The sequence below is a fragment of the Roseomonas aerilata DSM 19363 genome, from assembly GCF_000711725.1.
Classification (GTDB): Bacteria; Pseudomonadota; Alphaproteobacteria; order Acetobacterales; family Acetobacteraceae; genus Roseomonas; species Roseomonas aerilata.
Genome location: NZ_JONP01000004.1, coordinates 74,054 through 89,345, shown reverse-complemented (window position 1 = coordinate 89,345; position 15,292 = coordinate 74,054). Strand labels below are relative to the sequence as shown.

The following is a 15,292-nucleotide window of genomic DNA, read 5'->3' as shown; positions in this document are numbered from 1 at the left end:
CGCGCAGCCGCAGCACCCGATGAGCGACGGCGCCGGGAAACCCATTCTCCCCGGTGCCGTCACGGGCCCCCTCTGGGCGCCCGAGGGCGTGGTCAGCCGCGGCCCTGCGAAGCTGGAAACCGGCAGCCCGGAAACGGATCCGGGCAAGGCCCTCGCGACCCTCGTCACCGGCTACGATCCCCGCGCGGACGGCGCGTTGATCGAGAAAGCCTATCGCGTCGCCGAGGCTGCCCATCGCGAGCAGAAGCGCGATAACGGCGACCCCTATATCGGCCATCCGGTGGCTGTCGCGAACATCCTCGCCGGTTACCGGCTCGACGCCGCCACCATCGCCACCGCCCTTCTCCACGACACGGTGGAGGACACGGGCGTCACCCTCGCCCAGCTCAGCCGGGACTTCGGCTCAGAGGTCGCGCGGCTGGTGGACGGTGTGACGAAGCTGACGCGGCTCGAACTCCAGTCCGAGCGCACGAAGCAGGCCGAGAACTTTCGCAAGCTCGTGCTGGCAATGAGCGAGGACATCCGCGTCCTCCTCGTGAAGCTCGCCGACCGCACCCACAACATGCGGACGCTGCACTTCGTCCCCCAGCAGCACCGGCGCGAGCGCACGGCGCGGGAGACGATGGAGATCTACGCGCCGCTGGCCGAGCGCATCGGCATGCAGGCCGTGAAGGACGAGCTGGAGGACCGCGCTTTCCGGGAATTGCAGCCGGACGCCTCCCAGACCATCACCGCACGCTTGGCCTTCCTGCGCGGCCAGGGCGCCGACCTGATCGCCGAGATTGCCGAGGACCTGCGCCACCGCCTGCGCGACGCCGACGTGCCGGTGATCGACATCCAGGGCCGCGAGAAGTCGGCCTACGGCATCTGGCTGAAGATGCACTCGAAAAAGGTCGAGTTCGAGCAGCTCTCGGACATCATGGCCTTCCGCGTCATCACCGACGACAAGGCGAACTGCTATGCGGCGCTCGGCGCCGTTCACTCCGCCTATCGCGTCGTTCCCGGCCGCTTCAAGGACTACATCTCCACCCCCAAGCCCAACGGCTACCAGTCCCTCCATACGGGGGTAACGGTCCCGGAGCGGCGGAACGCCAAGATCGAGGTGCAGATCCGCACGCCGGAGATGCACGAGGTCGCGGAGTTCGGCGTCGCCGCGCACTGGATCTACAAGCAGGGCCCGGACGGCGTCGTGAACGCGGCGCGGAACCGCAAGCGCTTCCCCTGGGTAAAGGACCTGCTGGAAATCCTGGAGAACGCCGGCGAGGCGCAGGACTTTCTCGAGAACACGAAGCTCGCCCTCCACCAGGACCAGGTCTTCTGCTTCACGCCGAAGGGCGACCTCATCGCCATGCCGCGCGGGGCGACGCCGGTGGACTTCGCCTATCACGTCCATTCCCAGATTGGGGATAGCTGCGTCGGCGCGAAGATCAACGGCCGCATCGTGCCGCTGCGCCACCAGCTCGAGAACGGCGACCAGGTCGAGATCATCACCGCCCGCGGCGGCACGCCCAACCCGGCCTGGGAACGCTTCGTCGTCACCGGCAAGGCCCGCGCCCGCATCCGCCGCACCGTGCTCGCCCGCCAACGGGAGGAGAGCCGCGAGAACGGCCGCCAGGCCATCGCCCGCGCCTTCCGCCAGGAGGGCCTCGACTTCTCCGAGCGCATCGCCGAGCCCGCGGTGAAGGCCCTCAAGCAGCCGGGCTTCGAGGAGCTCTGCATCGCCGTCGGCAACGGCAACATCACGGCGCGGGACGTGCTCCACGCCGCGGTGCCGGAGCTTCGCGGCCCACCGCGCCCGGCCGTTACGGGCCTGGAGGCCCTGGCCCTCACCCGCGCCCGCGGCAAGCCCGGCGCCACCGTCGCCCGCGGCCCGCGGGAGAGGGAGGTGGCGCATGGCATCACTGGCCTCGTTTCCGGCATGGCCGTCAGCTTCGCCGGCTGCTGCCACCCGGTGCCTGGGGACCGGATCGTCGGCATCGTCTCCACCGGGCGCGGCGTGACCATCCACAAGCAGGAATGCCACACGCTGGAAGCCTTCGCCGCCACGCCCGAGCGCTTCATCGACGTGGACTGGGACACACAGCCGGGCGCCGCCGGCGAGCACGTCGCCCGCCTCTCGGTCGTGACCTCCAACGAGGGGCCGGCTATCGCCGGCATGACCACGGCCATCGCCAAGCAGGAGGCGCGGATCCAGTCGCTTCGCTTCCTCCACCGCGCCGCCGATTTCGCCGAACTGAACGTGGACCTGGAGGTGAAGGACCTCCGCCACCTCTCCAGCGTCATCGCGGCGCTCCGTTCCCTGCCGGGGATCGAGCAGGTGGAGCGGGCCAAGTCGTGATTTTGGGTCTCGGCAACGACATGGTGGACATCCGCCGGATCGAGCGGACCATCGCGCGCCACGGCGACCGCTTCCTCGCCCGCATCTTCACGGAGGCCGAACGCGCCAAGGCCGAGCGGCGGGGCGAGCGCACGCGGGTCGCGACCTACGCAAAGCGATTCGCGGCGAAGGAGGCGGCGTCCAAGGCGCTCGGCACCGGTTTCCGGGCGGGGGTCTTCTGGCGGGACCTCGGCGTGGTGAACCTGCCCTCCGGCCAGCCCACGCTGCGCATGACCGGCGGCGCGCTGGCGCGGCTGGAGCGGCTGGTGCCGCCCGGCCATGCGCCGCAGGTGTCGCTTACGATGACCGACGAGTACCCCTATGCCGAGGCGGTGGTGATCATCTCGGCCGTGCCGCTCCAGCCCCTTCCTTGACAGGCGCGCCCTTCTGGCGCACCCACCCGCCCTGCGGCGGCCCGACCCGACCCCCATTCATAGGTTTTTGGGGGCGTTCGGCCGGCCGGCTGGGGCCGCGAGCATTACCACCATGACCAAGAAGTCCTCCGGCGGCTGGCTGGAGAGCCTGAAGACGATCCTCTACGCGGGCCTCATCGCCGTCGGGATCCGCACCGTCGCCTTCGAGCCGTTCAACATTCCCTCCGGCAGCATGATCCCGACGCTGCTGGTCGGCGACTACCTCTTCGTCTCGAAGTATTCCTACGGCTACTCCCGGGCCTCGCTGCCCTTCAGCCCGAACCTCTTCCGCGGCCGCGTCTTCGGCAGCCTGCCGGCGCGCGGCGACGTCGCGGTCTTCAAGCTGCCGCGCGACGGAGTGACCGACTACATCAAGCGCATCGTCGGCCTGCCCGGCGACCGCATCCAGGTGCGGGGCGGCGTGCTGCGGGTGAACGGCACCCCCGTGAACCGCGTGCGTGTCGGTCCTTACACGGTCGAGGGCGACGGTCCCCGCATCACAGTCAACCTCTACCGTGAGACCCTGCCGCCCAGCGCCAACGGCCCCGGCCGCACCCACGAAATCCTGGAGGCCTCCGATGACGGCCCCTACGACAACACGCAGGAATTCGTCGTTCCAGCGGACCACGTCTTCGCCATGGGCGACAACCGCGACAACTCCCTCGACAGTCGCGCCACGAATTATGTCGGCTTCGTTCCGGTCGAAAACCTCGTCGGCCGCGCGGAGTTCATCTTCTTCTCCTGGGACGGAACGGCGAATTGGTGGGAAGTCTGGGCTTGGCCCTTCTCCGTTCGCTGGAGCCGCATCTTCTCGGGCGTCCGCTGATGAACCCCTCCCCGTGAAAGCTCCCGTCGCAGCCCTGGCCCTGCGGCTGGGTCACGACTTCAACGACCCGGCCCTGCTCGAACAGGCGCTCACCCACCGCTCCGCCGCCGACCCCAAGCGCAACCAGCTCGATTCGAACGAGCGGCTGGAGTTCCTGGGCGACCGCGTCCTTGCGCTGCTGATGGCCGAGTGGCTGTCTGAGCGCTTCCCGCAGGAGCGGGAGGGGGAACTCGGCAAGCGCCTGGCGGTGCTGGTGGCGGCCGAGACGCTGGCGAAGGTGGGCGACGTGATCGGCCTTTCCGCCGCGCTGCGCATTCCGCCCGCCGAAGGGCGCACCGGGCTGCGCCAGCGCGCCAATGTCCTCGCCGACGCGACCGAGGCGCTGATCGGCGCCCTATATCTCGATGGCGGGCTGGAGAAGGCACGCGGCTTTGTCCGGCGGGAGTGGACCGGGTATATGGAGGCAGACGCCACCCCGCCCATGTCCGCCAAGAGCCGTCTGCAGGAGTGGTCGCTCGGCCGAGGCATGGGTCTGCCCGAATACGTGACGAAGAGCGCCGAAGGCCCCTCCCACGCTCCTGTTTTCACCGTTTCCGTCCGCGCCTGCGGCAAGACCGCCGAAGCCTCGGGCGAGAGCAAGCGCGGTGCGGAGCAACTGGCGGCCGAGGCGCTGCTGAAGGAACTCGGCCGTGGCTGACGAAGACGGCGCGTTCGCCGCGACGCCTCCGCCGGAAGGCCCCACCCGTGCGGGCCTAGCTGCCGTGCTCGGCGCCCCCAATGCGGGCAAGTCCACCCTGGTGAACCGGCTGGCGGGGGCGAAGGTATCGATCGTCTCGAACAAGCCGCAGACCACGCGCTTCCGCATCCGCGCCATCTTCAGCGAGGGGCCGGCGCAGGTGGTGCTGACGGACACCCCTGGCATCTTCGCCCCGCGCCGCCGGCTGGACCGCGCGATGGTCGCGGCTGCCTGGGGTGGGGCGCAGGACGCCGATGTGGCGATGCTGGTGGTCGATGCGCGCGCCGGGGTGACGGACCCGTTGCGCGCCATCATCAGGAAGCTCGCCAAAGGCACGCCGCCGCTCTGGCTCGTGCTGAACAAGACCGACCTTTTCGACACCAAGCGCCTGCTGCCGCTGACGGCCGAGCTGACCGGCCTGCTCACCTTCGCCGAGACCTTCATGGTTTCCGCCGAAACCGGCGACGGCGTGGACCGGCTGCGTGCCCGGCTGTGCGAGGCCATGCCCCTTGGTCCCTGGCTGTTCCCCGAGGACGAGCTGTCCGACGTGACCGACCGCATGCTGGCGGCCGAGATCGTGCGCGAGCAGATCCTGCGCCAGACCCACGAGGAGGTTCCCCACCACGCCACGGTGGAGACGGAATCCTGGCAGGAGCGCAAGGACGGCTCTGTCCGCATTGACTGCACGATCTATGTCGGCCGCGCCTCGCAGAAGGCGATTCTGATCGGCGACCGCGGCTCCCGCATCCGGGAGATCGGCCAGAGGGCGCGGGCCGAGCTGACCAAGCTGCTCGAGCGGCCGGTGCACCTGTTCCTGAACGTAAAGGACCGGCCGGGCTGGGACGAGGAGCGGGGACGGCTGCGGGCTCTCGGCCTGGAAGACCTGGACTAGGCCTGGCTGGCGCCGCCGGCCGCGGCGCCCCATCTTCCCCTCATGGAATGGACTGCCCCGGGCATCGTGCTGGAGGCCCGCCCGCTCGGTGAGGGCGGCGCGATCGTGACACTTCTCACCGAGGACCACGGCCGCCACGGTGGCCTGGCAAAGGGCGGCGCCTCGCGCGCGCAGGCCGCACTCTGGCTGCCGGGGAACCTCGTCGACGCCCGCTGGATCGGCCGCCTGGCCGACCAGCTGGGGGCGCTCAGCGGAGAGCTGGTCCATCCCACGGCCGCGCTGGCCATGGAGGACCCGCTGGCCCTCGCGCTGCTCTCCTCCGCCTGTACCGTCGCGGCCGAGGCCCTGCCGGAACGGGAGCCGCACCCCGCCGTCTTCCGCGCCCTCGTGCCGATTCTCGCCCATCTCCAGCGCGGGGCGGAGGACGTGATCCCGGACTACCTCCACTGGGAGGTCCTGCTCCTCTCGGAGCTGGGCTACGGCCTCGATCTCGCGCGCTGCGCCATGACGGGGGACACGGAGGGGCTTACCCATGTTTCCCCGAAATCCGGTCGGGCCGCGCGGGCGGATATCGCCGCGCCCTATGCTGACCGGATGCTGCCCCTGCCGCCCTTTCTGCGGGATGCCAGCCTGCCGAGCGGCCCCGCCGACTGGGCGGCCGCGCTCCGCGTGACCGGCCATTTCCTCTCCCGGGACGCCTTCGGCACGCGCCACCGCCCCGTGCCCGCGGCGCGCGAGGCGCTGGCCGACCGGATCGCGACCCGGGCGGAGGCGGCCGGCTGACTCAGGGCGCGGGCCGCACCAGCACGAGGTTGACCTCGCCGCCCTTGTCCTCCAGCAGCCGCACCCGGAGATAGGCCGGGCGCGGCTCGGCCGGGATTTCCAGGCGCGAGGCGAGCCCTTCGGCGTCGTCGTTCTCGGCGATTACCGCGCCGCTCGCGTCCAGCAGCTCCAGCACCGTATCCAGCCCTTCCGCAAGGCCGAAGGTCATGGCCATGGCCGGGCGGCCATCGAAGGGAAGGGCGACGACGGCCTGCCCGCCAGCCTCCACCGACAGCCGGACGGCCTCGCCGAGGATGAGCGCCGGGCGCCGGGAGGCCCCGTCCACGTCGCCCGCGCCGCCAGCCTCCTGAGCGCCCTGCACCGCGATGTCGAAACCGCCGCGGGCGTTGTTGAGGAGGCTCGCCCGGACAAAGGCGGCGCGGCCGCCCGTGCTGCCCGTGGTCACGCGGGAGGCGAGGCCGCCACCGCCGTCATCGTCCTCCGTCAGCACGCTGCCGTTCGCGTCGAGCAGCGCGAGCGAGGTGTCCACCTCATCGCCGAGGTTGCGCGTGACGATCGTGACCGGCTGCCCCTCCGGCAGGGCGAAGAAGGCCTCTACCCCGCGGTCCAGCTCCACATGGACGACCTCTCCGGGGTTGAGCGGCGGGCGGGCGCGGGCAGCTTCCAGGCTCGTCGGGAAGTCGGCGGCCGGCAGCGGATCCTCGCGCTCCAGCACCAGCTCGAAGCTGCCGGTCCCGCTTACCAGGGAGGCGCGCAGCGTGAGCGGTCCGGGGGCGACCCGGCCGATGGGCAGGAGGGAGGCGAGGCCGTTGCCGCCGTCGTCGTCCTCGGCCAGCACGCGGCCATCGGCATCGAGCAGGGCGAGGGCGGTGTCCGTGCCGGAGGAGAGGCCGCGCGTGCGGGCCGTGAGGTTCGAGCGATCGGCCGGAAGGGCGAAGAAGGCCTGCTGGTTGCGGCGGAGGCGGATGCGGACGGGCTGGTCGACCGCCAGCGCCGGGCGGCTGGCGGCATCCGCCTGGCTCGTGGCGAAATCGCCCGGCGGCTGGACGGCAATGCGGGTAAGCACCACCTCGAAGCGGCCGCCCGTATTCTCCAGCGTGCCAACGCGAAGCAGCCGCGCGCCGTCGCCGGGCTGCACCTCCAGGCGAGAGGCGAGGCTTTCCTCCCCGCCATCGTCGTCCTCGGCCACGACCTCGCCGGCATCGTCCAGCGCCGCCACCACCGTGTCGGTGTTGCGCGAGAGGCGGCGGGTGGCCACGGCCCAAGCCTCGCCCGCCTCGGGCGCGATGCGGAAGAAGGCCCTCTGCCCACGGGAGAGGCTGACCCGCACCGGTCGTTCGGGCGCCAGCGGCGGGGTGCGCGCGGCATCGGCCGCGCTCAGGGCATAGGCGGGCGGGGTCGGTGCTGTCGGGCGGGCGGGCTGCGCGGGCGCGGCCGGTGCGGGAGATGAGGGGGCGGGAGAGGAGGGGGCGGGATTCTTCAGCGGCCCGCCCTGCACCGGACGCAGCAGGTCGGTGGGCTGGGCGGAAGCGCCAAGGGGCAACAGCGCCGCCGCCGCCATCAGGAGGGCGGTGCCCCCGGCACGGGCAGCCGCGCGCGGCCGGCTCGATCGACGATGTGCCATGGGGCTCCCCCGCTTTGTTGCGCCCCTGCTATACGGCCCCCATTCCGCGCGGCAACCAACACCTCCGTGCCCGGGTGCGCTTGCCCTGGCATTGGGACCCGCGGCCTGCTAAATAGTCCTCGCTGGAACGAAGAGAGAACAGGGCCCGCCCACCATGCCCGACGACGTGAAGACCATCCCCGAAGGCGGCCGGATCAACGAGACGCCGCTCGCGGGCGCCCTGTCCGAGCGCTACCTCGCCTATGCCATGTCCACCATCATGTCCCGGTCGCTCCCGGACGTGCGGGACGGGCTGAAGCCGGTGCATCGCCGGCTGCTCTGGGCCATGCAGCAGTTGAAGCTGGACCCGGCGGGCGGCTTCAAGAAATGCGCGCGCGTGGTGGGTGACGTCATCGGTAAGTACCACCCGCACGGCGACGCCTCCGTCTACGAGGCGCTGGTGCGGCTGGCCCAGGAATTCGCCGCCCGCTACCCGCTGGTCGAGGGGCAGGGGAACTTCGGCAACATCGACGGCGATAACGCCGCGGCCATGCGCTACACCGAGGCGAAGCTCACCGAGGTCGCCAAGGCGCTGCTCGACGGCATCGACGAGGACGCCGTCGATTTCCGCCCTACCTATGACGGGGAGGAGCAGGAGCCGGTGGTGCTGCCGGCGGCCTTCCCGAACCTGCTCGCCAACGGCTCCAACGGCATCGCGGTGGGCATGGCGACCTCCATCCCGCCGCACAACGCGGGCGAGGCCTGCGCCGCGGCGCTCGAACTGATCCGCAACCCGGAGGCGACGACCGCCGAGCTGCTGGCCCATATGCCCGGCCCCGACTTCCCCACGGGCGGCATCATGGTGGAGCCCGCCGACAGCATCCTCCAGGCTTACGAAACCGGCCGCGGCGGCTTCCGGCTGCGCGCCCGCTGGGAGGTCGAGAAGCTCAAGAACGGCATCTGGCAGGTCGTCGTTACCGAGATCCCCTACCAGGTCGGCAAGTCCCGCCTGATCGAGGGCATCGCGGAGCTGCTGGAGGCGAAGAAGCTCCCGCTTCTGGCCGACGTGCGCGACGAGAGCACGGACAAGGTCCGCATGGTGCTGGAGCCGAAGACGCGCACCATCGAGCCCGCGATGCTGATGGAGAGCCTTTTCCGCGCGACGCCGCTCGAATCCCGCATTCCGCTGAACATGAACGTGCTGGACGCGACGCGCACGCCGCGCGTCATGGGCCTGCGCGAGGTGCTGCGCGCCTGGCTGGATCATCGGCAGGTCGTGCTGGTGCGCCGCTCCTCGCACCGGCTGGCTGCCATCGAGCGGCGGCTGGAGATCCTCGACGGCTATCTCATCGTCTACCTCAACCTCGACGAGGTGATCCGCATCGTCCGCGAGGAGGACCATCCCAAGGAGGCGCTGATCCGCACCTTCGGCCTGACGGACACGCAGGCCGAGGCCGTGCTGAACATGCGGCTTCGCGCGCTGCGCAAGCTCGAGGAGATGGAGATCCGCCGCGAGCACACGAAGCTCACGAAGGAGCTGAAGGGCCTGCAGCGCCTGCTCGGCAGCGAGAAGGCGCAGTGGGGCCGCATCGCCGAGGAGATCGAGGAGGCGCGGCAGAAGTTCGGCTCCGGCGCGCTGGGCGACCGCCGCACGACGCAGACCGAGGCCGTCGCCATCGCCTTCGACGAGGCGCAGTTCGTCGAGCGGGAGCCCATCACCGTCATCCTCTCCGAGAAGGGCTGGCTGCGGGCGGTGAAGGGCCACATCGAGGACACGGCGGGCCTGAAGTTCAAGGAGGGCGACAGCCTCGCCATGCACCTCCATGCCGAGACGACGGACCGGATCGGCCTGCTCGCCTCCAACGGCCGCGCCTATACCATCAAGGCCGATGCCGTGCCGCGTGGGCGGGGTGACGGGCAGCCGGTGCGGCTGATGGTGGAGTTGGGCAACGAGGACAACATCCTCTCGGCCTTCGTCTTCAAGGAGGGCCAGCGTTTCCTGCTGGCCTCCGCCACCGGCCGCGGCTTCGTCTGCAAGGCGGAGGACCTGCTGTCCGAGAAGCGCACGGGCAAGCAGATCCTGGTGGTGGACGCGCCCGACACGCTCGTCGCCTGTGCGCCGGTCGAGGGCGACACGGTCGCGGTGATCGGCGAGAACCGGAAGCTGCTCGTCTTCCCGCTGGAGCAGGTGCCGGAGATGACGCGCGGGCGCGGCGTCGCGCTCCAGGGCTACCGGGACGGCAAGCTGTCGGACGTGAAGGTCTTCGCCAAGGCGGATGGCCTCACCTGGCGGCTCGGCGACCGCACGCGCACGGAAACCGCGCTCGCCCCCTGGCGCGGCAACCGGGGCGGGGCGGGGAAGATGCCGCCGAACGGCTTCCCGAAGTCCAACCGCTTCGACGGGTAGGGATCTAGCCCACGCTCTCCGGCACCAGGGCCGCCGTCGGCGGCACCCCGTCGCGCAGCGGGTGCCAGGCGCCCTGGGTAAGGATCTCGCTCGGCCGGAAGCCGGCCTTGTAGGCCATCTTGGCGCTCTGCGGCACCCAGTAGCCGAGATAGACGTAAGGAAGCCCCAGCGCCCGCGCCCGCTCCACGAGGTGCAGGATGGCCAGCGTGCCGAGCGAGCGCCCGGCATGGTCGGGCTCGAAATAGGAGTAGACGGCCGAGAGCCCGTCCTTCAGCCAGTCCGTCAGGCAGGCGCCGATCAGTCGGTCCGGAGCCTCGCGGAACTCGATCAGCATCGTCGTGATCGGCGTGTCCTCGACCATCGCGCGGTAGTCGTAGAAGCCCATGGCGGCCATGTCGCCGTCCCGGTGCCGCGCCCGCTGGTAGCGCTGGAAAAGGGCGAACTGCTCCGCCGTTGCCCGCGCCGGCACCTCCTGCGCCACCACCTCCGCATTGCCGCGCAGCACCCGCCGATGCGTGCGGGACGGCTTGAAGTCGTCCACGACGATGCGGATGGGGATGCAGGACTGGCAGCCCGGGCAGACCGGGGCATAGGCGATGTTGTGGCTCCGCCTGAACCCCGCGCGGGAGAGCCGGTCGTGCAGCGCCTCCCCCTCCGGACCGGAGAGTTCGGTCACGACCTTCCTTTCGGTCCTGCCGGCCAGGTAGGGGCAGGGCAGGGGGGCCGTGGTGTAGAAGAACTGCGGTCGGCGTTGCGCGCGGTGAAGCATCCGGGGCCCAGTTTCGGCGGAACCGATGCCGCCGTCCATGGCTAGCGCACCTTCCGCGGCTGGGTTTCGGTCACGTCCTGTCACGGCGCGAGCCTCAGGCGAGCGGAGACCGGCGCGCGCGTCGGCAGCGGCTCCAACTGCCCGGCCACCCAGCCCGCGTTCATGTCGCCCCAGTGACGGGAGAAGGGGTTGCCCGATTGGCCCGTCGCGATCGCCGCCTGCACGCCGTCCGGCGAGGCGAGGTCCATGACGATCCGCAGCCCCGGCCCGTGGATATGGGAAAAGTCCCTCGCCATGCCGCCGCGGTTCACCGTCTCCCCGTCGCCGGGCGTCGGCGCCTCGATCCGCAGCCAGTCCGAGAGGATCGGCACGAAGCGCAGCAGCGGGTGCTCCAGCCGCACCCGGTGGGCGGTGCCCCATCGCCAGGCGGTGGGATCGGGCCCGAAGCGGGGCGCGATCTCCGCGACCGCCTTCTCCATCGCGCGGGCGGAGAGCGCCTCACAGCCCGCCGCTCCGCACCAATCGGCGCCGGCCGGGCTGAGGAGCAGGCGCAGAAATTCCGGGCCGGCGGAGAAGGCGCCCTCGGGCACGCCGCCCTCGGCGAGGGCGAGCCGGCCGAGCTCCCGCGCCCAGGCATTGAAGATCAGCGGCTGGGCCTGGCCGGGCAACATGGCGCCGTCCCAGCCCTGCATCAGGTCGTGCGCCACACCGGGCGCGCCGGGAGGGCGCGGCGGAGCCATCAGCAGCGGCAGCATTTCCAGCGCGTGGAGGCTCACGGCATCGGCCTGGATCGCACCGAGATCCGCGGGGGCGTGGCGCGGCCGGGCGCGCAGCAGCTCCCCGATGCGGCGGAAGCGCCAGTCCCCGTACCAGTCGCGCCCGAGATAGGGCTGCGCGCCCGGCGGCTGCACGCGGTTGTTCGCGTTGACCACCACGCCGCTGGCAGGGGCCAAGACGTGCGGCATGGCGTCGAACGGCACCCAGCCTGTCCAGTCATGCGCCCCGTCCCAGCCGGGCACGGGCAGGGCGCCGTCGCCCGCGGCGCGCACCGGGGTGCGGCCGGTCAGGAACATGGCGATGCCGCCGGCGGCGTCCGCCACCATCAGGTTCTGCGCGGGGGAGGCGATCATCGCCGCGGCTGCCCGCGCCTCCGCGACCGAGCCTGCGCGGTTGAGCGCGAGAAGGCCCGCCGCCTGCGTGTCCGAGGGCGCGAGGCTCGCCATCGAGACCGCGAGCACTTGGTCCGCCGGCGGCTGGTCGTCGAGGTCGGAGATCACCGGCCCGTGCCGCGTCTCCCGCACCCGCATTACCATGTCTGGCGCGCCGCGCACCGCGATCCGCTCCTCCCGCACGGTGAAGGGGCGAGGACCGGCCGGGGTGTCGTAGGCATCGGGACCCGCGAGGCGCTCGATGAAGACGTCCTGCGTGTCGGAATGAGTGGTGGTGAAGCCCCAAGCGAGGCGCTCGTTGCGGCCGATCACCATCATCGGCACGCCCGGCGCCGTCGCCCCCGCGAGGAAGCGGCCGTTCGGCAGCTCGATCCGCGCGAGATACCAGAGGGCCGGTGCCTGGAGCGCGAGATGCGGGTCCGAGGCGAGGAGCGCCCCGCCGGTCGCCGAGCGCGAGGGCGCCAGGGCCCAGGCGTTGGAGGCCGATTCCGGCAGCGGCGCGTCCTCCCCCCAGCGCGGCACGGCGCCAAGCAGGGCGGCGAGGCGAGAGGGGGCGGGAAGGGCCGCGAGGTCCGGCCGGCCGGGGCTTTCATCCGCCGGCCAGAGCTGGGCCAGTCGCTCCGGCGGCAGCACCGAAGCCAGTCGCGCCCGCTCCGTCTCCGTCCGCCAGTTGCCGGAGAGCCAGAGCCCCATGATCTTGCCCCAGAGAAGGCTTTCCGAGGCGCGCCAGGGCTCGGGCTGGCCGAGGGCGATGAACTCGGGCGCGGCGAAGCGGCCACGGGTCGCGATCCAGGCGTTCACCCCGGCCGCATAGGCCTCCAGCAGGTCCCGCGCGTCCGGCGGCAGGGCGGCGAGGTCCGCCTCCGCCCGTGCGCGGAGCCCGAGTGTGCGCATGTAGCGGTCGAGGCGCAGCGTCGCGGGGCCGGCGACCTCGCTGAGCCGCCCGGCACCGTTGCGTCGCATCAGCTCCATCTGGAAGAGCCGGTCGCGCGCGTGGAGCACGCCCATGGCCACCGCCGCATCGCGCTCGGTGCGCGCGCGAAGGCGGGGCACGCCGCGCGGATCGAACTCGATCTCCACGGGGGCCGAGAGGCCCGCGACGCGCAGCGCCTCCGCCTCGCCCGGCAGGGTCGCCCAGATGAGCGCGGCCGCCCCCGCCAGGGCGAGGAGGGGAATGGCGACGAGGAGGAGCAGCGCCCGCCGGAGCCAGCGCCAGCGGCGCCGCGGGCGCGTTCCTTGTGGGCTCGGAGGGGTCATCGGCGCCATGGCCGCCATATGGCCCCCGCCCCCGGCCTTGGCCAAGGGAGGCGTCAGTCCGCGGCGGCCTCCGCGAGGGCACGGCGAAGGGCGCCGATGTCGTAGGGCTTGCGCAGCAGCGGCAGCCCGGCCTCGGCCACCCGCGCCGGGGCGCCGCCGTAGCCGCTGGTGAGCAGCACCGGCAGGCCAGGCCGGGCTTTCGCCACCGTGCGGGCGAGGTCCAGCCCGTCCATCTCGCCGGGCATCAGCACGTCCGTGAAGACGAGGTCCACCTCGATGCCGGCGGCGATCTGGCGGAGGGCATCCGCCGCGCTGCTCGCGCGCAAGGCCACGTGGCCGAGATGCTGCATCATGTCGAGCACGAGCGAGGCCACGGCCTCGTCGTCCTCCACCACCAGCACGCGGAGCGCTCTCTCCCTCGCGCGCTGCCGCGCGGCGCCCACGTTGTCGGCCGCGTCCGGCACCGCCTCGGCGCGGGGAAGCAGCAGGGTGACGCAGGTGCCCTGGCCGAGGCGGCTGCCCACCCGCGCCGCGCCGCCGCTCTGCCGTGCGAAGCCGTAGACCTGCGGCAGCCCTAGCCCGCCGCCACCGCCGGACTTGGTGGTGAAGAAGGGTTCGAAGGCACGGGCGAGCGCTTCCGGCGACATGCCCGTGCCCGTGTCCGAGACCTCGAGGCGCAGGAAGTCGCCGCGCAGCCCCTCCGGCTCCTCGGTGCCGGCGAGGGTCACGTTGCGGGCGGAGATCCGCAGCACCCCCGCGCGCGGCATGGCGTCCTGCGCGTTGAGGGCGAGGTTGGTGACGGCGAGCTCCATCTCCGAGGGGTCGGCCAGCACCGGCCAGAGCGTGTCCGGCGCATCAACCTCCACCGCGATGTCGGCGCGGAGCGAGCGCGAGAGCAGGGCGCCGATCTCCCGCAGCCACGGTGCGAGGGCGACGCGCTCGGGCCGCAGGGCCTGGCGCCGGGCGAAGGTGAGCAGGCGCCGCGTGAGGTCCGCCCCGCGCGCCGCCGCCGCCGAGATACTGGCGGTCAGCTTCGCCCGCCTCGCCGGGTCCTCCGCACGTGCGAGCAGCGAGGCGCCAGCCGTGACCACCGCGAGAAGGTTGTTGAAGTCGTGCGCGACGCCGCCGGTGAGACGCCCGAGCGCCTCCAGCTTCAGGGTCTGCGTCAGCCGTGCCTGCGCGGCCTCGCGCGCCGCCACCTCGCGCTCCACCTCGCGCCGCAGGTTCTCGTTCGCGTCGCGCAGCGCGATCTCGGCGCGCTTGCGAGCCGTGATGTCGATGCAAAGCCCGACCAGCCGCAGCGGCGTGCCCCAGTCATCGCGGTGCAGCCGGCCGCGGGCGGAGAGCCAGAGGATGCCGCGTGCAGGGTGGCGCACCCGGTACTCGATCTCGCATTCGGAGGCCGTGGTGCCGAGAAAGCCGCGCAACTCGCGCTCGACCGCCGCGCGGTCGTCGGCGTGAACCCCCTCGACCCAGGCGTCATAGGAGGCGGCAGCCTCCGCGGGCAGGCCGAGCAGCTCGCGGTACTCGTCGGACCAGGTCATGGTGCCGTGAGGGATGTGCCAATCCCAGGCGCCGGCGCCGGCGTAGCGATGGGCGAGCCGGACCCGCTCCTCGCTCTCGCGCAGGGCGGCGTCGATCGCGACCAGCTCCGCCCGGCGCTCGGCCACCTCGCGCGCCAGGGCCGCGTTGGCGTCCTCCAGCTCGGCCGCGAAGGCGGAGAGTTCCTCCAGCGCGGCGCCGAGGGCGGGGTCGTCCTCCTCCGCGGCCGCGCGGCGGGCGGAAGCGAGGGCGCGGCCAGCGGAGACCTGCCGCTCGGCCGTGCGCAGCCTTGCCGCCAGGCGTGCGGCCTCGGCCCGCGCCTCCGCCAGGGCGGCGCGCAGGGCGGCAGGGTCCGTACCCGCCTCGGCGGGTCTCGCCCCGGCCCTGGCCACCGGCGGCCCGTTCCTTGTCGGCACGTGCTGCTGCACCGGTCCTCCACCGCCAGGATGCTGGCTGGGAAGAACGGCCGAGCAGGCCGCGAGTTCGCCTGCCAAGACACTAACTCGCAACGAGGGGGG

The 15,292-nt window shown here is 72.1% G+C and carries 11 protein-coding genes; 7 read left to right on the top strand and 4 right to left on the bottom strand.

Going from position 1 to position 15,292, the window contains the following annotated elements; all coding sequences use genetic code 11:
* Positions 1–19 precede the first annotated feature (19 nt).
* From BO39_RS06180 to recO, 6 genes are all read left to right on the top strand, one after another.
* Positions 20–2,338, top strand: coding sequence for a RelA/SpoT family protein (locus BO39_RS06180; protein ID WP_084697894.1), 2,319 nt, complete (start codon positions 20–22; stop codon positions 2,336–2,338).
* Positions 2,335–2,751: a holo-ACP synthase gene (gene acpS, locus BO39_RS06175; protein ID WP_043831124.1), complete on the top strand. Its 417-nt coding sequence runs from the start codon at positions 2,335–2,337 to the stop codon at positions 2,749–2,751. Before BO39_RS06180 ends, acpS begins: the two co-directional genes overlap by 4 nt.
* A 112-nt stretch (positions 2,752–2,863) precedes the next feature.
* Positions 2,864–3,616, top strand: coding sequence for a signal peptidase I (lepB, locus tag BO39_RS06170; RefSeq protein WP_043831122.1), 753 nt, complete (start codon positions 2,864–2,866; stop codon positions 3,614–3,616).
* 13 nt (positions 3,617–3,629) lie between these two features.
* On the top strand, positions 3,630–4,313 hold the full coding sequence (gene rnc, locus BO39_RS06165; protein ID WP_043831121.1) for a ribonuclease III: 684 nt from the start codon (positions 3,630–3,632) through the stop codon (positions 4,311–4,313).
* Positions 4,306–5,244, top strand: coding sequence for a GTPase Era (era, locus tag BO39_RS06160; RefSeq protein WP_052401655.1), 939 nt, complete (start codon positions 4,306–4,308; stop codon positions 5,242–5,244). The genes rnc and era overlap by 8 nt, the downstream gene beginning before the upstream one ends.
* A gap of 42 nt (positions 5,245–5,286) precedes the next feature.
* Positions 5,287–6,027, top strand: coding sequence for a DNA repair protein RecO (gene recO, locus BO39_RS06155; RefSeq protein WP_043831119.1), 741 nt, complete (start codon positions 5,287–5,289; stop codon positions 6,025–6,027).
* 1 nt (position 6,028) lies between these two features.
* Here the strand turns inward: recO and BO39_RS06150 are convergent, their stop codons facing one another.
* Positions 6,029–7,651 carry a hypothetical protein gene (locus tag BO39_RS06150; protein ID WP_156963525.1) on the bottom strand — a complete coding sequence of 541 codons (1,623 nt, stop codon included), beginning with the start codon at positions 7,649–7,651 and terminating at the stop codon, positions 6,029–6,031.
* 154 nt (positions 7,652–7,805) lie between these two features.
* Here BO39_RS06150 and parC point away from each other — a divergent pair, with 154 nt between their 5' ends.
* The gene (gene parC / locus BO39_RS06145) at positions 7,806–10,037 is read left to right on the top strand and encodes a DNA topoisomerase IV subunit A (RefSeq protein ID WP_043831115.1); all 2,232 of its coding nucleotides are present in this window, start codon (positions 7,806–7,808) and stop codon (positions 10,035–10,037) included.
* A 4-nt stretch (positions 10,038–10,041) separates the two neighbouring features.
* Here parC and BO39_RS06140 read toward each other — a convergent pair whose 3' ends face one another.
* From BO39_RS06140 to BO39_RS29690, 3 genes are all read right to left on the bottom strand, one after another.
* The gene (locus BO39_RS06140) at positions 10,042–10,806 is read right to left on the bottom strand and encodes an arginyltransferase (protein ID WP_043831449.1); all 765 of its coding nucleotides are present in this window, start codon (positions 10,804–10,806) and stop codon (positions 10,042–10,044) included.
* An 80-nt stretch (positions 10,807–10,886) separates the two neighbouring features.
* Positions 10,887–13,232, bottom strand: coding sequence for a penicillin acylase family protein (locus tag BO39_RS06135; RefSeq protein WP_043831447.1), 2,346 nt, complete (start codon positions 13,230–13,232; stop codon positions 10,887–10,889).
* A gap of 53 nt (positions 13,233–13,285) precedes the next feature.
* Positions 13,286–15,166: an ATP-binding protein gene (locus tag BO39_RS29690; RefSeq protein WP_052401653.1), complete on the bottom strand. Its 1,881-nt coding sequence runs from the start codon at positions 15,164–15,166 to the stop codon at positions 13,286–13,288.
* Positions 15,167–15,292 lie beyond the last annotated feature (126 nt).